The organism is Streptomyces sp. NPDC043878 (assembly GCF_056435735.1).
The window spans coordinates 157,298-178,316 of sequence record NZ_JBWKDW010000014.1 but is presented as its reverse complement, the minus strand read 5'-3'; the positions used below and the strand labels follow the sequence as shown (position 1 = coordinate 178,316).

Genomic DNA, 21,019 nt, shown 5'->3' with positions numbered 1-21,019 from the left:
CCCCCCCCCCCCCCCCCCCCCCCCCCCCCCCCCCCCCCCCACCCCACCCCCACTCCCCCCCCCCCCCCCCCCCCCCCCCCCCCCCCCCCCCCCCACCCCCCCTCCTCCCCCCCCCCCCCCCCCCCCGCCTCCCCCCCCCCCCCCCCCCCACCGCGGCCGAGCCCGCGACCGACGGGACGCGGGTCCGAGTGCCGCGCGATGCACCCGCTTGAGCCGTCCTGCCTTGACCACCCCAACTGCCCCACCCGGTGCCGCGAGGGAGCCCGGGCCAACAGGAGCGGCTGTGCGCGCTGTTCGGCCTCGTGGGCGCCGGGGAGCCGGCCCGCGCGGGTGGCGGTTCGCCGGCGCTGGGCGCCTTCCAGGCGCCGCCGCACCCGCGCGGGGTCATCGACTGCCCGGCGACGGCGGAGCCCCAGGTGCCGCTGTCGCCGGACGAGGCGGCACGGGCGCGCGGGTTCCTGACGGCGGCCGGCCCGCCGTGACGGACGGCGCCCCGCCCCCGCCGGGTCCGCGCAGTTCGGTCACGTCCACCCGCCGGAACTCGATGGTGTCGTACGTCCCCGAGGCCCCCGTCTCGTACAGCACCCCGACCGTGCCCCGGCCGACCCGGACGAGGTCGGAGTACGCGGCCCGCTGCCTGGACAGGGTGACCGCCTTCGTGAAGCTCGCCCCGCCGTCCGTGCTGCGCCAGAGCGCCATCTCCCGCCGGGCGGTGGGCACGGACGGCCCGGAGAACAGCAGCAGCCCGCCGAGCCGGTCGAGGTGGAGGACGCTGCCCTGGACCACCGGCACGTCGTCGAGCGTGGGCTGCGCGGCGTAGGGCCGGTCCAGGCTCCGGGCGCCGTCGCTCGAATAGCTGTCGAGACGGTTGCCCGGACTGGTGCCTGCCTGGTCACGCGCGCTGAAGTACAGGCGGCCGTCCGGGAGTTGGGTGGCCGACGACTCGTTGGCGTTGGTGACGCCGTCGTAGGTGCCGTCGACGAAGCCCAGCCGCCAGCTGCGCCCGCCGTCGTCGCTGTAGATCGCGTGGCCGCCGTAGTACCGGGACTCGCGGCCGGTGTCGGGCGAGCCGGCCGGTGGCGCGGCCGAGTGGTTGGCGGGGACGACCAGCCGGCCGGCGTGGGGCCCGCGGGTGAGGGCCACCGCGTGTCCGGGGCCGGTGGCGTACCAGCGCCAGCCGGCCGGCTTGACCTGCCGGGTGATGTCCCGGGGCGCGGAGAAGTCCCGGCCGTCGTTCCCGCTGCGCTGCACGAACACCCGGCGGCCGTGTTCCGCCGTGACCTCCCCGCGCATGATCTGCGCCTCCGTCACCGTCCCGCTGTTCCAGGACGTGACGAGGACGACCGCGCCCGTGCGCGGGTCGACGACCGGCGCCGGATTGCCCCGTGTGTCCCCGTCCCCGGCCGCCACCACCTGGAGCGGGCCCCAGGTGCAGCCGCCGTCGGTGGAGCGGCGCAGCACGACGTCGATGTCGCCGGTGTCCCCGGCGCCGTGCCGCCGGCCCTCCGCGAAGGCGAGGACGGTGCCCCGGCGGGTGGTCACGGCGGCCGGGATGCGGTACGTGGCGTACCCGTCCCGGCCCGAGACGTAGGGGACGGAGGACACGCACCGGGTGGCGGCGGAGGCGTGCGGAGCGGTGAACGGGGTGAGGAACACCGCGGTCACGAGCAGGGCGCGGCTCAGGAGGACCATCGAGCTCCCTTACGGGCGGACGGACACCGACTGTCCGCCCCATGTTTCCCGCCGCCACCCCTCCCGCCCGGCACGGCGCGCGGGCCCGGGGGACCTCGCTGCGGCATCACCCCCCGGGAGACCCGGGGCGTGCGGGAGGCGCGGCGGGCGTGCCGGGGCCGGCAGGCTCAGGACGGGGTCCGGGCCGCCGCCAGCAGGCGGGTGACGTCGTCCGCGCAGATGGTGAGCGCGGCGCCGACGGTGGCGAGGGCCTCGCGTTCGGCGGGGGTGTAGGGGCCGTCCGCCAGGGCGATGCGGGCGCCCTGGAGGAGGATCGACTCACGGCCGGCGGGGGCGAGGTGCGGGGTGAGGGGGTCCAGGGCCTCGTGCAGCTCTATGGCGAGCCCGGCGCCGCAGGGGCGGCCGTAGACCCGGCCGGTGTCGGCGGCCAGGGCGTCCACGAGCGCCTCCAGTTGTTCCTCCGTGCAGTCGTCGAAGCCGGCGGCGCGGACCGTGCCGGCGGCGGCCTCCAGGGCCGTACGGGCACCGGTGCCGCCGGCGGCGAGGACGGCGAGGGCGACGGTGTGGACGGCGTCGCGGAGCATCGCGGAGAAGCGGGTGGTGGTCGGGTGGTCGAGGACGTCGGTGCCGAAGTGACGGCGGCAGGCGGCGCACTCGACGACCGGACCGGTCTCGCCGCGCGGCAGCACGGGCACGCCGAGCAGGGTGAAGCGGCGGCGGCCGGTCAGCCGCTGGTAGTTGCGGTCGCCTCCGCAGCCGGGGCAGAAGAACTCGCCGTCGCCCACCGGCGTCCACGCGACACGCGTACCCAGAAGGCGCGCGAGCCTGGCGGCACCACGGCCGTCTCGTCCCCGTACTGGCAGCACGCCGCACCTCCGTAACTCCCCCACAGCCTTGAGGGCGTGGGCGGTGCCCCCACGGCACCATCGCCGTGCTTGCGTGATGTTAGCCACATCGGCGAGTCGGAGTCAGCACCCTGGACGAGACCTGTTCGTGACCTCCACACGGAATGGCCGGTATACGACGGAGTCCCGCCCACCGTGTGACGGCGGACGGGACCCCTGTGAAGCCGTACGAATCCCCGGTCAGGATGGTCAGCGGGTCGCCCGGTTGACGGCCGAGACGACCGCCTTCAGGGAGGCACGCGTGGTGTTGGCGTCGATGCCGATGCCCCAGAGGATCTTGTCGTCGATCGCGCATTCGATGTAGGAGGCGGCCTGCGCGGAGGCTCCCTCGCTCATCGTGTGCTCCTGGTAGTCGAGCAGGCGTACGTCGACACCCACGCTTCCCAGGGCGTCGAAGAAGGCCGAGATCGGACCGTTGCCGGAGCCGGTGAGGACGGTGTCCTCGCCGTCGACGGTCGCTTCCACCGTCAGCGTGTCCACGCCGTCGGTGTCGGTGGTCGACTGGCCGTTCTTGACCTGAATGCGACCCCAGGCGTTCTCGGGGTTGGGCAGGTACTCGTCCTGGAAGGCCGCCCAGATGTCCTTCGGCGTGACCTCGCCGCCCTCGGCGTCCGTCTTCGCCTGGATCAGCCTGGAGAACTCGATCTGCATCCGGCGCGGCAGGTCCAGCTTGTGGTCGTTCTTCAGGACGTAGGCGATACCGCCCTTGCCGGACTGCGAGTTGACGCGGATGACGGCCTCGTAGGAGCGGCCGACGTCCTTGGGGTCGATCGGCAGGTAGGGGACCGCCCACTCCAGGTCGTCGACGGTGACGCCCTTCGCGGCCGCGTCGGCCTCCATGGCGTCGAAGCCCTTCTTGATGGCGTCCTGGTGGGAGCCGGAGAAGGACGTGTAGACCAGGTCGCCCACGTAGGGGTGGCGCGGGTGGACCTCCATCTGGTTGCAGTACTCCCACGTACGACGGATCTCGTCGATGTCGGAGAAGTCGATCTGCGGGTCGACGCCCTGGGAGAACAGGTTCATGCCCAGGGTGACCAGGTCGACGTTGCCGGTGCGCTCGCCCTGTCCGAACAGACAGCCCTCGACGCGGTCGGCGCCGGCCATCAGCGCCAGCTCGGCGGCCGCGACCGCCGTGCCGCGGTCGTTGTGCGGGTGGATCGACAGGCAGACGTGCTCGCGGCGGGAGAGGTTGCGGCCCATCCACTCGAAGCGGTCCGCGTGCGTGGACGGCGTCGAACGCTCCACGGTGGCGGGCAGGTTGAGGATGATCTCGCGGCCCGGGCCGGGCTGCCAGACGTCCATGACCGCCTCGCAGACCTCCAGGGCGAAGTCCAGCTCGGTGTCGGTGAAGATCTCCGGGCTGTACTGGTAGCCGAACTCCGTCTCCGGGCCCAGGTGCTTCTCGGCGTACTCCATGACCAGCCGGGTGCCGTCGACGGCGATCTGCTTGATCTCGTCCTTGGAGCCGCGGAAGACCACGCGGCGGAAGACGGGGGCGGTGGCGTTGTACAGGTGCACGGTCGCGCGGCGGGCGCCCTTCAGCGACTCCACCGTCCGCTCGATCAGGTCCTCGCGGGCCTGGGTCAGTACCGAGATCGTCACGTCGTCGGGGATCGCGCCGGGCTCCTCGACGATGGAGCGCACGAAGTCGAAGTCGGTCTGGCCGGAGGCGGGGAAGCCGACCTCGATCTCCTTGTAGCCCATGGCGACCAGCTGGTCGAACATCCGGCGCTTGCGCTCGGGCGACATGGGGTCGATCAGGGCCTGGTTGCCGTCACGCAGGTCGGTGGAGAGCCAGCGGGGGGCGACGGTGATCCGGTTCTGCGGCCAGGTGCGGTCCGGGATGTCGACCTGGTCGTACTGGCCGTACTTGTGGATCGGCATGGGGCTGGGCTGCTGGCGGTTCGCCATGATGCGGGGGCTCCTCGAAGGCGGGTCCTGAGGGACGACCGACGGCGCAACGCCAGAACTCCGCGGGGAGGGGGTCGGCCTCGGTTACAGGCCCTCGCCGCGGCAGCTAAGGAGGAGAAGCAGCCCGATACGCATGATGCTCCGCAGCCTAGCCGAGCCGCGCTGGAGGCGTGGGCCCGTATCAGTATGCGGGATCACGCCGACCAGAAGGGGCGAAGTGGACAAAAAGTGCTCCATACCACTCCGCCACGGAGCGTGACGTTTCTTGTCCGCACATTTCACCAATCATGGTGGCGGGTAGTGACACCGTCATGACTCAGTGCAAGGGTGCGGGGCATGACGAAGACCAACGGGGGCTTCGAGCCCGTCTTCTGCACCGTCGTACCGCCCCACGTCCTCGACCGCCTCGCCCGCAGCGCGGACCCCGCGATCGCCGGCGCGGCCCAGCGCACCCTGGTGCGCGACGCCCAGGAACGCGCCCGCCGCCGGGTGACCGCCGAGTACGGCCTCGCCACCGCCCCGGCCGCGAAGGCGCCCGCCGACCAGCCGCTGCGCACCCTCTACGACGCCCGGCACGGCACCGCCCTGCCCGGCACCAGGGTGCGCGGGGAGGGCTCGGAACCCGGCCAGGACGCCACCGTCGACCGCGCCTACGCCGGTCTCGGCGCCACCTTCGACCTCTACCTCCAGGCGTACCGGCGCCACTCCATCGACGGCGACGGCCTGCCCCTCGACGCGACCGTGCACTACGACGAGCACTACAACAACGCCTTCTGGAACGGCGAGCAGATGGTCTTCGGCGACGGCGACGGCGAGATCTTCCTCGACTTCACCATCCCGGTCGACGTCATCGGCCACGAACTCACCCACGGCGTCACCCAGCACACCGCGAACCTCACCTACTACGGCCAGCCGGGCGCCCTCAACGAGTCGATGTCGGACGTCTTCGGCTCGCTCATCAAGCAGTACACGCTCGGCCAGACCGCCGCCGAGGCCGACTGGCTGATCGGCGCCGGCCTGCTCGCCCCGGGCGTCACCGGCACGGCCCTGCGCTCCATGAAGGAACCGGGCAGCGCCTACGACGACGACGTGCTCGGCAAGGACCCGCAGCCCGCGACGATGGACGGCTACGTCCGCACCGGCCGAGACAACGGCGGGGTCCACATCAACTCGGGCATCCCCAACCACGCCTTCTACCTGACCGCCACCGCGCTCGGCGGCCACGCCTGGGAGCGGGCCGGACAGCTCTGGTACGACGTCCTGACCGGCGGCGACCTCAAGGAGCGGGCGTTCTTCGGCGACTTCGCCCGGCTGACCGTCGACGCCGCGCGCGAGCGCTACGGCGCCGGCGGTGAGGAGATCCAGGCCGTGAGCAAGGCGTGGGAACAGGTGGGGGTGCGGATCCTGTGACTCCGTACTAGACAGGGACCCATGCGTATTCAGGTGAGTCGCACGGGCGGGTTCGCGGGCATCGAGCGCCGAGGCGAGGTCGACACCTCGGGACGGCCCGACGCCGGCGAATGGCAGGCCCTGGCCGAGCAGGCGCTCGCCGACGGCCGGGGCACCCCCGCCGAGGGGGTGCCGGACGGTTTCGTGTACGAGATCACGGTGGACGGCCGGACGGTCCACGCGGCCGACCCACGGCTGACGGAGGAGCAGCGCCGGCTGATCTCGCTGGTGCTGAAGGAGGGTGCGTAACTCGTTGTTCACGCCCGCCCGTTGACTTCTGTTACCGCTGGTACGGATGATCCGGCGCATGGCGACGAACCCGATACCCCAGTTCCCGGCAGGCTTCCTGTGGGGCGTCTCGACCTCGGCCCACCAGATCGAGGGGGCGGTGGACCTGCGCGGGCCGTCCGTGTGGGACACCTTCACCGCCGAGCCGGGCCGGATCAAGGACGGCTCGACGGCGGCGGTGGCCTGCGACCACTACCACCGCTACGGCGAGGACGTGGCGCTGCTGGCCGGCCTCGGCGTGGACGCGTACCGCTTCTCGATCTCCTGGCCACGGGTGAACACGCCGGGCGGCCTCGACTTCTACGACCGGCTCGTCGACGCACTGCTGACAGCGGGCGTACGCCCCGTCCCGACCCTCTTCCACTGGGACCTGCCGGCCGAACTGGACTGGCTGGAGCGGGACACGGCGTCGCGGTTCGCCGACCACACCTCCGTCGTGGTGGACCGGCTGGGCGACCGGGTGAAGAAGTGGATCACCCTCAACGAACCCGCCGAACACACCCTGCTGGGTCACGCCCTCGGCACCCACGCCCCCGGCCGGCAGCTCCTCTTCGACTCGCTGCCGGCCGCCCACCACCAGCTGCTGGCCCACGGCCTGGCCGTACGGGCCCTGCGCGCGGCCGGCGCCACGGACATCGGCGTCGCCAACTCCCACGGCCCGACCTGGCCCGCGTCCGGGGAACCGGCCGACCTGGAGGCCGCCGCGTTCTACGACGTCCTGCTCAACCGTCTGTTCGCGGAGCCGCTGCTGCTGGGCGAATACCCCGAGGGACTCGGTGAGTTGATGCCGGGAGACGTGGCCTCGGACCTGAAGGTGATCTCCGAACCGCTCGACTGGTACGGCGTCAACTACTACGCCCCCACCAGGGTCGGCGCCCCCCAGGGCACCGAGATCGAGTTCGGCGGGATCACCATGCCGGCCGAACTCCCCTTCTCCGTGCGGGAGATCGAGGGCGTACCGGTGACCGACTTCGGCTGGCCGGTGGTCCCCGAGGGTCTCACCGAGCTGCTCACCGGCTTCAAGGAGCGCTACGGCGACCGTCTCCCGCCGATCGTCATCACCGAGAACGGCTGCTCCTACCCGGGCCTCGACGACCAGGACCGGATCGCCTACCTCGACGGCCACCTCCGCGCCCTGCACCGGGCAGTCGAGGCGGGGGTCGACGTCCGCGGCTACTTCGTGTGGTCGCTGCTGGACAACTTCGAGTGGGCGGAGGGCTACGAGCGCCGGTTCGGCCTGGTCCACGTGGACTTCGAGACGCTGGAGCGGACCCCCAAGGCGTCCTACGGCTGGCTGCGGGACGTCCTTCGGGCGCAGAGATGACGACGGCGGCGCTCGCCGAGCCCGTCGAACGGGTCGGCAGAGGCTGGGCGTCGGCGCTCTCGCTCGCCAACGGGGCGATCTGGGTGGGCTGGTACGGCCCCCTCCAGATCCTGCTGGCCTCGCAGTCGGAGGACTTCGCCCCCGGCACCGGCATGTCCAAGGAGACGCTGCTCGCCTGGGTGACCGGCGCGGGCGCCGTGGTGTCGCTGGTCGCCAACCCGCTGTTCGGCGCCCTGTCGGACCGGACGACGGCGCGCTGGGGCCGGCGTACGCCGTGGATCGTGGCCGGGGCGGCGGGCGGCGCGCTGTCGCTGCTGCTGCTCGCCGGGGCGGGCGGGGTGTGGACGATGGCGGCGGGCTGGTGCCTGGTCCAGCTGACGCTCAACGCGGCCTTCGCCGCGATCACGGCCGCGGTGCCCGACCGTGTGCCCCGCTCCCAACGGGGTTCGGTGGGCGGCTGGTTGGGAGCCGCGCAGATCCTGGGCGTGGTCGGCGGGACGGGCCTGGCGACGCTTGCCGGGGGCACCGGGGCGGGCTACGCGGCCTGCGCGCTGTTCACGGTGGCGGGCGTCCTGCCGTACGTCGTGCGCTACGAGGATCTGCGGCTGGCGCCGGCGGACCGGCCGCCCTGGTCCTGGCGGGGCTTCCTGGCGGGGTTCTGGCTGAGCCCGCGCCGCCACCCGGACCTCGGCTGGGCCTGGCTGACCCGCTTCCTGATCAACCTGAGCAACGCGCTGGTGCTGCTGTACCTGCTGTACTACCTGCGCGACCGTCTGCACCACGACGACCCGGAACAGGGCGTGCTGATCCTCACCGCGGTGAACGGCGTGACCCTGCTGGCCACGGTCGTCGCCGGGGGCGTCTGGTCGGACCGGATCGGCCGCCGCAAGCCGTTCGTGATCTGGTCGGGCGTGCTGATGGCGGTGGCGACGGCGGCTCTGGCCGGCTGGCAGACCTGGCCGGGCGCGATCGTCGCGGCGGCGGTCCTCGGCGTCGGCTTCGGCGTGTTCACCTCGGTGGACTTCGCCCTGATGACGGACGTCCTGCCCACGGCACTGGACCGCGGGAAGGACCTGGGCGTGATCAACGTGGCCAACGCCCTCCCCCAGGTGGCCGCCCCCGCCCTGGCCGCCCCGATCGTGACGTACCTGGGCGGCTACCGGGTGCTGTACCTGGTGGCGGCGGTGATCGGCCTGGCGGGAGCGCTGCTGGTACGCCGGATCCGGGGAGTGGACTGAGCCCGCTCCCCGCTCTCCTGGCGGGGGGTCCGGGGTCGGATCCCCCCGTCAGAAGCCCAGCTTCCGCAGCTGCCGGGGATCCCGCTGCCAGTCCTTGGCGACCTTCACGTGCAGGTCCAGGAACACCGGCGTCCCCAGCAGCGCCTCGATCTGCTTGCGCGACTTGATCCCGACCTCCTTGAGCCGCTTCCCCTTGGGCCCGATGATGATGCCCTTCTGGCTCGGCCGCTCGATGTACACGAACGCGTGGATGTCGAGGAGGGGCTTGTCCGCCGGCCGGTCCTCACGCGGCAGCATCTCCTCGACCACGACGGCGATGGAGTGCGGCAGTTCGTCCCGCACCCCCTCCAGCGCGGCCTCCCGGATCAGCTCCGCGATCATGACCTGCTCGGGTTCGTCGGTGAGGTCGCCCTCCGGGTAGAGGGCCGGCCCCTCCGGCAGCAGCGGGACGAGCAGGTCGGCCAGCAGGTCCACCTGCTGGCCGGCGACCGCCGACACCGGCACGATCTCCGCCCACTCGAACCCCAGCTCCCGGCCGAGCTGGTCGATCGCGATGAGCTGCTCGGCGAGCGTCTTGCTGTCCACGAGGTCGGTCTTCGTGACGATCGCGATCTTCGGCGTCTTCTTGATGGACGCCAGTTCCTTCGCGATGAAACGGTCACCGGGGCCGAGCTTCTCGTTGGCCGGCAGGCAGAAGCCGATCACGTCGACCTCGGCCCAGGTGGTCCGTACGACGTCGTTGAGGCGCTGGCCGAGCAGCGTCCGGGGCTTGTGGAGCCCGGGGGTGTCCACCAGGATCAGCTGGGCGTCGGGCCGGTGCACGATGCCCCGCACCGTGTGCCGCGTCGTCTGCGGCTGGTTCGCGGTGATCGCCACCTTCTGCCCGACCAGAGCGTTCGTGAGGGTGGACTTGCCCGCGTTGGGGCGGCCGACGAAACAGGCGAAGCCGGCCCGGTGGACGGTCTCCGGCGATTCCGACGGCTCGGATGACTGGCTGCGAACGCTCATGGGGCCCATTCTCCCTGATCCACAGAGCCCTGCCGTACAAGCGTCCGCCCCCGGGCCTCCCCGTGAGCTTCCGGAAACCCTCACGCAACGAAACCTGACGGAAACACGCTCGTGCACAGCCGGAAACCAGGGCCGGTGAACCTCTGACGAGCCCCCACACCGCAGGAGACGACCGTGACCCTCGCCGCCCCCCTCGCCGCAGGGCGTGCCGACACCGGCGACACCGCCTGGCTGCTCGCCGCCACCGCCCTGGTCCTGCTGATGACCCCGGGCCTGGCCCTGTTCTACGGCGGCATGGTCCGCACGAAGAGCGTCCTCAACATGCTGATGATGAGCTTCGTGTCGATCGCCCTGGTCACGGTGGTCTGGCTGGCGGCCGGCTACTCCCTGGCCTTCGGCGACGACGCCGGCGGCGGGCTGGTCGGCGGGCTGCGGCACGCCGGCATGGCGGGCCTCGGCCCGGACAGCGTGCACGGCACCGTCCCGACCCTCCTGTTCGCCACCTTCCAGCTCACCTTCGCGATCGTCACGGCCGCGTTGATCAGCGGCGCGGTCGCCGACCGGGTGAAGTTCGGCGCGTGGCTGGTCTTCGTGCCGGTGTGGACCCTGCTGGTATACGTTCCGGTCGCGCACTGGGTGTGGGGCCCGGGTGGCTGGATCGCGGAGCGGCTCGGTGCGCTCGACTTCGCGGGCGGACTCCCGGTGGAGATCACCTCGGGCGCCTCCGGACTCGCGCTGTGCCTGGTCCTCGGCCCGCGGCTCGGCTTCAAGAAGGACGCGATGCGTCCGCACAACCTGCCGATGGTCATGCTGGGCGCCGGTCTGCTCTGGTTCGGCTGGTTCGGCTTCAACGCGGGCTCGGCCCTCGGTGCGAACGGTCTCGCCGCGGCCGCCTTCCTGAACACGCTCGCGGCCGGCTGCACCGGTCTGCTCGGCTGGCTCTTCGTGGAGCAGCGGCGCGACGGCCATCCGACCACGCTGGGCGCGGCCTCCGGCGCGGTCGCGGGCCTGGTCGCCGTCACCCCCTCGTGCGGTTCCGTCTCGCTGCTCGGCGCGCTGGTCGTCGGGCTGGCCGCCGGCGTGCTCTGCTCGTACGCCGTGAGCTGGAAGTTCCGGCTGAACTACGACGACTCGCTCGACGTCGTGGGCGTCCACCTGGTCGGCGGGGTCGTCGGCACCCTGCTGATCGGCGTGTTCGCGGTCGACACCATGACGGGCGGCACCGAGGGGATCCTCTACGGCGGCGGACTCGCCCAGCTCAGCAAGCAGGTGGTGGCGGTCCTCGCGGTGGGGACGTACGCCTTCCTCGTCACGTACGGGCTCGGCAGGCTGATCGACAGGGTGCTCGGCTTCCGGGCGAGCGAGGAGCAGGAGCACACCGGCCTGGACCTTACGGTGCACGCCGAGACCGCCTACGATCACGGGGTCCTGGGCCATGGCGCCCCGGTCTCCGCATCCGCCCTCCCCTCCGGCCAGAAGGTCAAGACGCAGGCATGAAGCTCATCACCGCGATCGTCAAGCCGTACCGCCTCGACGAGGTCAAGACCGCCCTCCAGGAACTGGGCGTGCACGGTCTCACCGTCACCGAGGCCAGTGGCTACGGCCGGCAGCGCGGTCACACCGAGGTGTACCGCGGCGCCGAGTACCAGGTCGACCTGGTCCCCAAGGTCCGGATCGAGGTCGTCGTCGAGGACGCGGACTGCGACCCGGCCCTCGACGCGATCGTCAGGGCCGCGCGGACGGGGAAGATCGGCGACGGAAAGGTGTGGGCGCTGCCGGTGGAGACGGTCGTACGCGTGCGGACGGGTGAGCGCGGCCCCGACGCGCTCTGACCAGCAGGACACCTGCCACGACGCCCGCGCCGAACAGGACGGCCGCCACCAGCCACGGCAACGCGAGGAAGCTCGCGCTCGCCGACTCCCGGGTGTCCTTCGCGCTGGCCGTCAACGTCACGTCGCCCCAGTCGAGTTGGGGAGCGCCCCGCCACGGTTCGGTGAGGTGCACGCGCTGGCCGGGCAGCAGTTCGGCGGGGATCTTCGCGAGGTCGCGGGCCAGCAGCGTACGGCCGAACAGGCCCGTGGCCCGCAGCTCCACCTTCGGGTTCAGGGTGACGTTGCCGGTGTTGCGCAGGGTGTAGGAGACCGTCGCCGTGCTGGCCCCGAGACCGGGGACCAGCGGCTGGTGGTGGGTGAGGTGGACGTCCTCGACGGCGATCGCGGCGAGCGCGGGCCCGCCGACCCTCAGGTAGACGCGGGCTCCGACGGCCCGCTGCACGCCGAGTGCGAAGGAGCCGTCGCCCCGGTCGATCCGTTCGTCGAGGGCCACCAGCGCACCCGGGTGGTCGCCGGGTTCGGCGCCCTCGGGCACGGTGATCGTGAAGGGCACGGTGACCTTGCCGCGCGCGGGTACGGTGACCTTGGAGCGGGCCGGGCGCGCCCAGGCGCCCACGCCCCGCTGGGTCTCCTTCGGGGTGCGCACCGCGAAGCCGCCGTCACGCGCGGTGTTGTAGGCGTCGGCCGCGTACAGCCGGAAGGTCAGCGGCGCGGCCGTCTTGTTGGCGACGACCACCTTGTCCCGCAGGGTGGTTCCGGGGTCGGCGGACAGGTAGAAGTACGGCCGGGCCGCGACCTGCGAGGAGACGGGGTAGACCGACCAGCTGCCGTTGTCCGCGGCGTGCGCGGGACCGGCCGGGAACACGGCGAGGACCGGACACAGCAGCAGGCCCAGCAGGCTCAGGAGGAGGACGTACGGCTTGCGCATGGGTGCGGACCCCCACGGACCGGATCGGGGTGGACGGGCGGGTGCGGCCCTGTGCGGAGGGGCGCCCGGCCACCGGAGACGGACATGCGGTCAGGTGAGCGTGAGGGTGAGGACGCCGGAGTACGTGCCCGGCGGTGTGAACGCCGGCACGTTCAGGGACAGTCCCGCGTCCGCGGTGAACTCACCTCCGGTGAGCGTGCCGTTGGGGGTGGAGGCAAGGGTCGCTCCCGAACCGCCCACCGGGCCCGCCGAACCGGCCTGGCAGGTGCTCGGGCTGCCCGCCTTGGTGGCGCAGGCGGGGGTCCAGCTCAGCTTCCCGGCGTCGATCTTGGCGCCGGGACCCGTGAAGTCGGTGACCTTGCCGGTCAGGGACCAGCCCGCGGGACCGCCGCGGAAGTCCTTGACGGTCACCGAGCGCAGGGCGCCGTCCGAGGCGCCGCCCTTGCCGAAGTCGACCGCGGACAGGTTCACGGCGTCCCCGGCCTGGGACATGGACAGCGTGCCGGCCTTCACCGTGGTGGTGATCTTCTGGCTGCCGGCCGGGACCGGGGTGTCGTCGACGACGACGTAGGCCGCGGGGCCCGCGCCCTTGTCCGCGTTCCAGGCGGAGCCCTCGAACGCCACCACTCCCGTCGTCGTCTTGTCGCTGACGACGAGCGAACCGCTGAAGTGGCCCTGCGCGTCCGCGGTCACGGTCGCCGTGTCCGCGGTCTGGGTGGCGCCGGACCGTCCGGCCAGGGTGACACTCGCGCCCGGGGTGAAGTCGCTGCCGGAGACGGTGACGCTGTCACCGGGCTTGCCGGAGGCCGAACCCAGGGAGATGGCGCGGGTGTTGGCCGACGTTCCGTCGGTGGCGGTGACGGTCTCGGACACGGGTGCGGGCGGATTGGTGACCGTGCACGGCGTGTCGAGTTCGAGGATGTAGCTGGTGTGGATGTTGTAGTCGCCGGGCGAGAGGGTGATCGCGCCGGGCGCGGTGACGGTGAAGGTGCCGGTCATCGAGAAGGACGGGAAGGGGGCCTTGCCGGGCACCGGGTCGTTCTTCTTCGGTCCGGTGACGGTGATGCTGCCCGTCTGCGCCCCGCCGAGGATGACCTTGCCTGACGGCGTCATGATGTCGGCCGGCAGAGCGAGGTCGGTGGGGTTGTTCGCGGCGGGCTTGACCACCGTGTACTTCACGGTGACCGTGTCGCCGACCTTGGGAGCGGCCTTGTCCACCTCGATCTTCGCGGTGGTCGTGCCGTCGATCGGCGGGAGGCCCGCGACCGCGGGCGGGATGCAGTGCGTGGCGAAGTCGACGTCGGCGGACGCGGCGCCGGCCGGAGCGGCCAGCGCACCACCCGCGGTGACGGCGAGCGCGGTCGCCCCGAGCAGTGACGCCCAGCGCCGTCTTCGGGAACCTCGGGTGTTTCCGGAACTTCGGGGTGAACCCATGTGTGCCCCCTCCTCCAGGGTGCGGGCGCAGCGGCTCTTCTGCGCCGACAGGGGGCATTGAGGTGCGGATCGCGTGAGAAGTCAATGGACATCACGCGGTGAGCTGATGGGCCGTCAGTTTCCTGGTCCCGCCAGGAAACCGACGGCCTGTTGGCTCGGTTTCCAACCGCTATCAGCTGAACACGAACGGGCCAGGCGCCTGCGACCCGGTCGCCGTACAGGTGACGGTGATCCCGAAGACGACCATCTTCAGCGAACCGCCGTAGAAGTTCAGGCTGTCACCGGAGGCCACGGTGCCGTTGAGCGGACCGACCGTGATCGGGGCGCCGGTGGCCATGGCGGGGTTCACGGTGCCGCTGAAGACCCTGGCGGCACCGGTCGAGTTCGCCATCGTGAGCGTGGAACTGATGCTGTTCGCGCCGATCGGGATCGGCGCGGTGATGGCGGTGGAGGACAGTTTGAGGGTGGCGGCCGTGCCCGTCTGGGTGGCCGTGAGGGTGGCTGCGCCGCCTCCGAAGAGACCGCAGTTGGCGGTGACGGTCGCCGTCAACGGGGTGACGGCGACAGCCGAGGGCGCGAGGGCCAGCCCGGTGACCGCGAGGGCCCCGACCAGCATTGCCGCACCTGATCCGATTCGCTTGCCTCTCATGGGATCCGCTCCCTTCCCGAGTACGGGAATCCATGTGGGGGGTGGATGAGTGGGAGCCGGCGGAACGTCCCCCCGGAAGGGATGGGTGCGGACACCCTGCCCGGGGCCGAATCTGACGGTCCGTCGGAACGTGCGATCCCATTGATGCGCGAGCGACACGAAAACGGCAAGGTGGAAAACCGGCCTACCTCGGGCGCCCCACCGCGGGCTGCCCGATGCCCGGGTCCGCCCGCGGGCTGCCCGCTGCCCGGATTCACCCGCGGACTGCCCTCATCCGCCCGCGGGTTGCTCCGGACGCGGCCTCCCGCTGCCGTCGGCCCGCGGGAAACGGCCTGCTGTCAGCCCGCCGGGACGGTCAGCCGGACGGTCCCGTCGGGAGCGGCCACCAGGACCGGAGTCGCCGGCCCGCCGAGGTCCCGCACGGCGGCGAGATCGGCCTCGGCGGCCGCCTCCGACGCGGTCACCACCGCCGCCGCCTCCAGCGACCGCGCCCCCGAGGCCACCGCCATCGCCACCGCCGTCTGCAGCGCGCTCAGGCGCAGCGACGGCAGATCCACCGTCCCCGCGACATACGTCCGGCCCGTCTCGTCCCGCACGGCGGCGCCCTCCGGCACACCGTTGCGGGCCCGGGCCGAACGGGCCAGGGTGACGATCTTGCGGTCCTCGGGGTCGAGCGCGCTGCTGTCGGTCATGCCCCGAGCATACGGAGCGCCTCCGGCACGGCACGGCCACGGGGCCACCCTGCCGCGTCCCGGGGACACGGGAGGTCAGGGCCGGTCCAGCCGCAGCCGCTCCGCCCTCGGCAGGCCCGCCACAACGAGGTCGTAGGAGTCCTCGACGAGCTCTCTGACCAGCCGGTCGGGCAGGTCGCCGTCGGCGGTCACCGTGTTCCAGTGGCGCTTGTTCATGTGGTAGCCGGGGATGATCAGGCCCGGGTACTCACCCCGCAGCCGGACCGCGTCGTCCGGGTCGCACTTCAGGTTCACGGTGAGCGGGCTGCCCGCCAGGTTCGTCAGGGCGAACAGCTTGCCCAGCACCTTGAAGACGGATGTCTCGGGGTTGAACGGGAAGTCCTCCACGGCCGCGTTGAAGGACAGGCACAGGGTGCGCAGCTGCTCGGGCGTCACTCCGGCTTCTCCTCCTCCGCGGGGCCGCCCACCGGCTCCGCCAGCACGGTCACGATCTTGTTCCGGCGGCCTGCCGCCGCCTCCGCCGTCAGCTTCAGCTCGCGGCCGTCGGGCAGTTCCACCACCGCCGACGCCCCGGCGATGGGCACCCGGCCCAGCGCCTTGGCGAGCAGGCCGCCGACCGTCTCCACGTCCTCGTCGTCGTACTCCTCCAGGCCGTACAGCTCGCCCAGGTCGGTGATGTCGAGGCGGGCGGTGACCCGGTGGCGTTCGTCGCCGAGGTCCTCCACCGGCGGCAGCTCGCGGTCGTACTCGTCGGTGATCTCCCCGACGATCTCCTCGAGGATGTCCTCGATGGTGACGATGCCGGCCGTGCCGCCGTACTCGTCGATGACGACGGCGACGTGGTTGCGCTCCTGCTGCATCTCGCGCAGCAGGTCACCGGCGTTCTTGGTGTCGGGCACGAAGGCGGCGGGCCGCATCGCCGTGGACACCAGCTCGCTCTCGGCCTCCCGGCTGATGTGCGTCTTGCGGACCAGGTCCTTCAGGTACACGATCCCGACGATGTCGTCCTCGTTCTCGCCCGTGACGGGGATGCGGGAGAAGCCGGAACGCAGCGCGAGGGTGAGGGCCTGGCGGATGGTCTTGTAGCGCTCGATGACGACCAGGTCGGTGCGCGGGACCATGACCTCCCGCACCAGGGTGTCGCCCAGCTCGAAGACCGAGTGCACCATGCGGCGCTCCTCGTCCTCGATGAGGGACTCCTTCTCCGCGAGGTCGACCAGCGCGCGCAGCTCCGCCTCGGAGGCGAACGGTCCGCGGCGGAAGCCCTTGCCCGGGGTGAGGGCGTTGCCGATGAGGATCAGCAGCGACGGGATCGGGCCCATGATCCGCGCGAGCGGCAGCAGGACGTACGCGGCGGCCGTCGCCGTGTTCAGCGGATGCTGGCGGCCGATGGTGCGCGGGGACACGCCGACGGCGACGTACGACACGAGGACCATCACGCCGATCGCGGCGAACAGCGCCCCGACCGTCCCGTCGATCGCCTTCAGACAGGCGTAGGTGACCAGCGCGGCGGCCGCCATCTCGCAGGCGACGCGGACCAGCAGCGCCACGTTGAGGTAGCGGGTCGGGTCGGCGGCGACCTGCGCGAGCTTGGCGCTGCCGCGCCGGCCGGAGCGCACGGCCTCCTCGGCGCGGAAGCTGGAGACGCGCGCGAGGCCCGCCTCCGCGCAGGCGGCGAGCCAGGCGACGACGACCAGGGCGATCGCGCCCGCGACGAGGGGCAGGCTCATGAGACGGTCGGGGCCGGGGAGGGACCGGTGAGGCCCTTCTCCGCGCGCCAGCCGTCCACGATCGCCGCCTGGAGACCGAACATCTCGGCCTTCTCGTCGGGCTCCTCGTGGTCGTACCCGAGCAGGTGCAGCACTCCGTGGACGGTGAGCAGGTGGAGCTCCTCGTCCATGGAGTGCTGCGTGGGCGCCTCGGTGCCCTGCTTGGCGGCGACCTCGGGACACAGCACGATGTCGCCGAGGAGGCCCTGCGGGGGCTCGTCGTCGTCCTTCGACGGCGGACGCAGCTCGTCCATCGGGAAGGACATGACGTCCGTGGGCCCCGGCAGGTCCATCCACTGGATGTGCAGCTGCTCCATGGCGTCGGCGTCCACCACGATCACCGAGAGCTCGGAGAGCGGGTGGATGCGCATCCGTGCGAGGGCGTAGCGGGCGATGTCGAGGATCGCCTGCTCGTCGACCTCGGTTCCGGACTCGTTGTTGACGTCGATCGACATGGGCGTGCTGGTCTACTTCCGCTTGTTACGGGCGCCCTTGTGGGTGCCGTTCTCCGTACCGTTCTCGCTGTCGTACTTCTCGTACGCGTCGACGATACGGCCGACCAGCCGGTGCCGGACGACATCCTGGGACGTCAGCCGCGAGAAGTGCACGTCGTCGAGGCCCTCCAGGATGTCCTGGACCTGCCGCAGACCCGACGCGGTGCCGCTCGGCAGGTCGACCTGCGTCACGTCACCCGTGATCACGATCTTCGACTCGAAGCCGAGCCGGGTGAGGAACATCTTCATCTGCTCGGGGCTGGTGTTCTGTGCCTCGTCCAGGATGATGAAGGCGTCGTTGAGGGTGTTGTGCGTCAGCAGGTAGTCCTGCGTGACGTACAGCGAGTCCTCGGCCGCCACCTGGATGCAGACGGTCTCCTCTCGCCCCGCCGGCTCGATGCCGTCGATGAAGCGCATCGGTCGGCCCCCGCCTCCGGCCGCGAGGTACGTGTCGCGCTTGCGGACCAGGCGGAAGGGCTCGATGCCCTCGGGGAGGCGGATGTCGACGATGTGGGCGTCGTGCCGGTACCGGACCTCCCGGCCCTTGGCGAGACCCGGCGTGCGGCCCTCAGCAGCCCGGCGGCGGGTGTACGCGACACCGCCCAGCGACTGGACCAGCGCGATGACGTCGTCCCGGAGCGAGATGGATGTCGTCGTGTACTGGATACGGCAGGTGCGGTCCTTCTGCCTGACAGGACCACCGTCCGAGTCCAGCAGGCCCTGCAGGACAGCCAGTCGTACCTCGGCCGAGTTGTGCAGATAGGCGTCCGGGACGAACTTGGTGTGCGAGCGCGTGCGCAGCAGATCCAGCTCCCGCAGAACCCGTGTGACAGGGTTCTCCAGGGTGACCACGTCGCCGGCGGACCTGGTCCGGTTGAGGACGTGGTCGGGGCCGCCCTTGTGTCGCACGGTGACGCCCGGAAGCACGTTCCCCAGTGCCTGGGCCAGCTCCGGGTCCTCCGTCGCGAAGGACGGCGTGGTGGACCCGGTGAGACACCCGTCGCCGAGCAGCAGCCCCAGTGCGTACGGGTCCATGGGGACCTCCCGCTCCGGGAGACAGACCGGCGCCGTGAGCAGCGGCAGCTCGTAGCGACGCGCGTGGGCCGCGCGCAGGTTGCCGATCATGTCCTGCGTCTCCATGACACGCCACGGCTTGTCCCGGCGCTTGTCGGAGGCCGTACGGACGGTCCACAGGTGCTCGCCGCAGCACAGGGTCCAGGAGCCGTCCTGCGCGGTGACGCGGTAGACGTCCTTCTCGCCCTGTGGGTACACGCCGAGGACGGGCGTCGGCTCACCGTTCGAGCCGATGACCAGATCACCGACCTGAAGGTCACCGATGGGCCGCCAGCCGTCGGGTGTCAGCACGTTGGTGAACCGCGGCTGGGCGCGCCCGCGCATGTAGGCCAGCGGGGCCACCTCGATGGTCCCGGCCGCCATCAGCCTCGGGATCGAGTCCGGGTCCAGCATGTCGTGCAGCGCGTCGTACAGCGGGCGCAGGTAGGGGTCGATCTTCTCGTAGAGCGTGCCGGGCAGGAAGCCCAGGCGCTCTCCGGCCTCGACCGCGGGGCGGGTCAGGATGATGCGGTTGACCTGCTTGGACTGGAGCGCCTGGACCGCCTTGGCCATGGCCAGGTAGGTCTTGCCGGTGCCCGCGGGTCCGATGCCGAACACGATCGTGTGCTTGTCGATCGCGTCGACGTACCGCTTCTGGTTGAGGGTCTTGGGGCGGATGGTGCGGCCGCGCGAGGACAGGATGTTCTGCGTGAGGACCTCGGCCGGGGTCTCCTGGCCGTCGCTCTCCCCGTTCTCGCTCGCCCTGAGCATGGCGATCGAGCGTTCCACTGCGTCCTCCGTCATCGGCTGTCCGGTGCGGAGCACCAGCATCATCTCGTCGAACAGGCGCTGGACGAGGGCGACTTCACCGGCGTCGCCGACCGCGCTGATCTCATTGCCCCGGACGTGGATGTCGGCCGCCGGGAAGGCCTCTTCGATCACGCGGAGGAGAGTGTCGCCGGAACCCAGCACGGTCACCATGGGGTGCTGGGCGGGGACGGTGAACTCTGCTCTCGCCTGCCCCTGCGCGGGGGTGTGAGCTGTGGGTGTCTGAGTCATGGGCCGGCGCTGTAGGCCTTGCTCGTCCTCCTCGATACGACTCGCCCGCCTCCGGGGCGGTCTGGCGCTTCAAGGGTACGCCGCGGGACTGACAACACCGTAGGAGTTTTGCGGCCGGACACCGGCGCTTCGGCGGGGCGGGCGGGGCCCGGCGCGGCGGCCGGGTCAGGCCGACCCGCCGAACCCGATCGTGGGCACCGCCCGGCGCAGCGGCCAGGGCCGGGGCTCGGCCAGGCCGGGCAGCATGTCCGCCAGGAACGCGTACCGGCTGAGCGCCTCCGGGTCCTGCTCCCGGACCGACTGCACGGTGCGCCACCAGGCCGCGACCTCGGACCAGCCGGGGGCCGACAGGGAGCCGCCGAACTCCTGCACCGACAGGGCCGCGGTGAGTCCCGCGAAGGCGAGCCGGTCGGCCAGCGGCCAGCCCGCCAGGCTGCCGGTGACGAAGCCGGCCACGAAGACGTCGCCCGCGCCGGTCGGGTCGAGGGCCTCCACGGCGATGGCCGGGACCTCCGCGCTCTCCCCGGTCCGCCGGTCCACGGCGTAGGCGCCGTCCGCGCCGAGGGTGACCACCGCGACCGGTACGTGGTCGGTGAGGGCGTGCGCGGCGGCGCGCGGACAGCCGGCGCCCGTGTACCGCATGGCCTCCTCGGCGTTCGGCAGGAACGCCTCGCAGTGCTCCAGGTCCGCGAGGCCGGCGAGGTCCCAGGCGCCGGTGTCGTCCCAGCCGACGTCGGCGAAGACGCGGGTGCCGCGCCCCGCGGCCTGGGCGATCCAGGGGGCCCGCTTGCCGGGCGTGAGCGAGGCGACGGCGGCTCGGGCGTGCGGCGGGCACGTGGGCGCGGGCTCCTCCGGGGGCGGCTCGTGGCCGTGGGAGACCATCGTGCGCTCCCCCTCGTACGCCATGGAGACGGTGACCGGGGAGTGCCAGCCGGGCACGGTGCGCGACGCGGAGAGGTCGATGCCCTCGCCCTGCGCGAGGGCGTCCCAGCAGTACTCGCCGTAGTGGTCGTCGCCGAAGGCGGCGGCGAGCGATGTCTTCAGGCCGAGGCGGGCCAGGGCGGTGGCCATGTTCGCGACGCCTCCGGGGCTCGACCCCATGCCGCGTGCCCAGGACTCGGTGCCGCGCACCGGGGCGGAGTCGAGCCCGGTGAAGATGATGTCCAGGAAGACGGTCCCCGTGAGGTAGACGTCCCGCGGCGGGTCCTGCGGCGCGCGCAGGGCGGCGAGCGGGTCGACCTGGGGCCGGTCGCGGTGGTCCTCTCCGGTGGACATGGTCACGGTGACTCCCTGA

The 21,019-nt window shown here is 72.0% G+C and carries 19 protein-coding genes and 1 pseudogene; 7 read left to right on the top strand and 13 right to left on the bottom strand.

The window, feature by feature from the left end:
- Window positions 1–269 precede the first annotated feature (269 nt).
- Window positions 270–482: pseudogene (locus AC07AZ_RS20975) on the top strand (dihydrodipicolinate synthase family protein); the annotation flags it as partial.
- Here the strand turns inward: AC07AZ_RS20975 and AC07AZ_RS20970 are convergent.
- From AC07AZ_RS20970 to leuA, 3 genes are all read right to left on the bottom strand, one after another.
- Window positions 385–1,692, bottom strand: a complete 1,308-nt coding sequence (locus tag AC07AZ_RS20970) for a sialidase family protein (RefSeq protein ID WP_478849850.1) — start codon at window positions 1,690–1,692, stop codon at window positions 385–387. The pseudogene AC07AZ_RS20975 and the gene AC07AZ_RS20970 sit on opposite strands and share 98 nt — an antisense overlap.
- 167 nt (window positions 1,693–1,859) lie before the next feature.
- On the bottom strand, window positions 1,860–2,558 hold the full coding sequence (locus tag AC07AZ_RS20965; protein WP_478849848.1) for a tellurite resistance TerB family protein: 699 nt from the start codon (window positions 2,556–2,558) through the stop codon (window positions 1,860–1,862).
- Window positions 2,559–2,786: 228 nt separating this feature from the next.
- The gene (gene leuA / locus AC07AZ_RS20960) at window positions 2,787–4,508 is read right to left on the bottom strand and encodes a 2-isopropylmalate synthase (protein WP_478849846.1); all 1,722 of its coding nucleotides are present in this window, start codon (window positions 4,506–4,508) and stop codon (window positions 2,787–2,789) included.
- A 336-nt stretch (window positions 4,509–4,844) separates the two neighbouring features.
- Here leuA and AC07AZ_RS20955 point away from each other — a divergent pair, with 336 nt between their 5' ends.
- From AC07AZ_RS20955 to AC07AZ_RS20940, 4 genes are read left to right on the top strand one after another with little or no spacing between them, the layout of a single operon-like run.
- Complete coding sequence (locus AC07AZ_RS20955; RefSeq protein ID WP_478849844.1) at window positions 4,845–5,918, top strand: M4 family metallopeptidase; 1,074 nt, start codon at window positions 4,845–4,847, stop codon at window positions 5,916–5,918.
- 21 nt (window positions 5,919–5,939) lie between these two features.
- The gene (locus AC07AZ_RS20950; protein WP_478849842.1) at window positions 5,940–6,206 is read left to right on the top strand and encodes a protealysin inhibitor emfourin; all 267 of its coding nucleotides are present in this window, start codon (window positions 5,940–5,942) and stop codon (window positions 6,204–6,206) included.
- Between the two features lie 46 nt (window positions 6,207–6,252).
- Entirely contained in the window at window positions 6,253–7,569 is a 1,317-nt protein-coding gene (locus tag AC07AZ_RS20945) for a GH1 family beta-glucosidase (protein ID WP_478849840.1), read from the top strand.
- Window positions 7,566–8,807: an MFS transporter gene (locus AC07AZ_RS20940; RefSeq protein WP_478849838.1), complete on the top strand. Its 1,242-nt coding sequence runs from the start codon at window positions 7,566–7,568 to the stop codon at window positions 8,805–8,807. Before AC07AZ_RS20945 ends, AC07AZ_RS20940 begins: the two co-directional genes overlap by 4 nt.
- Window positions 8,808–8,855: 48 nt before the next feature.
- Here AC07AZ_RS20940 and era read toward each other — a convergent pair whose 3' ends face one another.
- Window positions 8,856–9,824, bottom strand: coding sequence for a GTPase Era (gene era, locus AC07AZ_RS20935; protein ID WP_478849836.1), 969 nt, complete (start codon window positions 9,822–9,824; stop codon window positions 8,856–8,858).
- A gap of 165 nt (window positions 9,825–9,989) precedes the next feature.
- Between era and AC07AZ_RS20930 the strand changes: the two genes are divergently transcribed.
- Both AC07AZ_RS20930 and AC07AZ_RS20925 read left to right on the top strand, forming a co-directional pair.
- Complete coding sequence (locus AC07AZ_RS20930; protein WP_478849834.1) at window positions 9,990–11,312, top strand: ammonium transporter; 1,323 nt, start codon at window positions 9,990–9,992, stop codon at window positions 11,310–11,312.
- The gene (locus tag AC07AZ_RS20925) at window positions 11,309–11,647 is read left to right on the top strand and encodes a P-II family nitrogen regulator (RefSeq protein ID WP_478849832.1); all 339 of its coding nucleotides are present in this window, start codon (window positions 11,309–11,311) and stop codon (window positions 11,645–11,647) included. The genes AC07AZ_RS20930 and AC07AZ_RS20925 overlap by 4 nt, the downstream gene beginning before the upstream one ends.
- Here AC07AZ_RS20925 and AC07AZ_RS20920 read toward each other — a convergent pair.
- The 9 genes from AC07AZ_RS20920 to AC07AZ_RS20880 all read right to left on the bottom strand — a co-directional run bounded on the left by AC07AZ_RS20920 (window position 11,541) and on the right by AC07AZ_RS20880 (window position 21,000).
- Window positions 11,541–12,575, bottom strand: a complete 1,035-nt coding sequence (locus tag AC07AZ_RS20920; protein ID WP_478849830.1) for a DUF916 domain-containing protein — start codon at window positions 12,573–12,575, stop codon at window positions 11,541–11,543. The genes AC07AZ_RS20925 and AC07AZ_RS20920 overlap by 107 nt on opposite strands.
- A 90-nt stretch (window positions 12,576–12,665) precedes the next feature.
- Window positions 12,666–14,009: a WxL domain-containing protein gene (locus AC07AZ_RS20915; RefSeq protein WP_478849828.1), complete on the bottom strand. Its 1,344-nt coding sequence runs from the start codon at window positions 14,007–14,009 to the stop codon at window positions 12,666–12,668.
- 172 nt (window positions 14,010–14,181) lie between these two features.
- On the bottom strand, window positions 14,182–14,658 hold the full coding sequence (locus AC07AZ_RS20910) for a hypothetical protein (protein ID WP_478849826.1): 477 nt from the start codon (window positions 14,656–14,658) through the stop codon (window positions 14,182–14,184).
- Between the two features lie 338 nt (window positions 14,659–14,996).
- On the bottom strand, window positions 14,997–15,350 hold the full coding sequence (locus tag AC07AZ_RS20905) for a cytidine deaminase (protein ID WP_478849824.1): 354 nt from the start codon (window positions 15,348–15,350) through the stop codon (window positions 14,997–14,999).
- A gap of 75 nt (window positions 15,351–15,425) precedes the next feature.
- Complete coding sequence (locus tag AC07AZ_RS20900; RefSeq protein ID WP_478849822.1) at window positions 15,426–15,785, bottom strand: MmcQ/YjbR family DNA-binding protein; 360 nt, start codon at window positions 15,783–15,785, stop codon at window positions 15,426–15,428.
- The gene (locus AC07AZ_RS20895; protein WP_478849820.1) at window positions 15,782–17,080 is read right to left on the bottom strand and encodes a hemolysin family protein; all 1,299 of its coding nucleotides are present in this window, start codon (window positions 17,078–17,080) and stop codon (window positions 15,782–15,784) included. Before AC07AZ_RS20895 ends, AC07AZ_RS20900 begins: the two co-directional genes overlap by 4 nt.
- Entirely contained in the window at window positions 17,077–17,574 is a 498-nt protein-coding gene (gene ybeY / locus AC07AZ_RS20890) for an rRNA maturation RNase YbeY (RefSeq protein WP_478849818.1), read from the bottom strand. Before ybeY ends, AC07AZ_RS20895 begins: the two co-directional genes overlap by 4 nt.
- Window positions 17,575–17,586: 12 nt before the next feature.
- Window positions 17,587–19,725 (bottom strand): PhoH family protein, encoded by a 2,139-nt coding sequence (locus AC07AZ_RS20885; RefSeq protein ID WP_478849816.1) that lies wholly within the window; start codon window positions 19,723–19,725, stop codon window positions 17,587–17,589.
- Between the two features lie 165 nt (window positions 19,726–19,890).
- Entirely contained in the window at window positions 19,891–21,000 is a 1,110-nt protein-coding gene (locus tag AC07AZ_RS20880) for a carbohydrate kinase family protein (protein WP_478849814.1), read from the bottom strand.
- Window positions 21,001–21,019 lie beyond the last annotated feature (19 nt).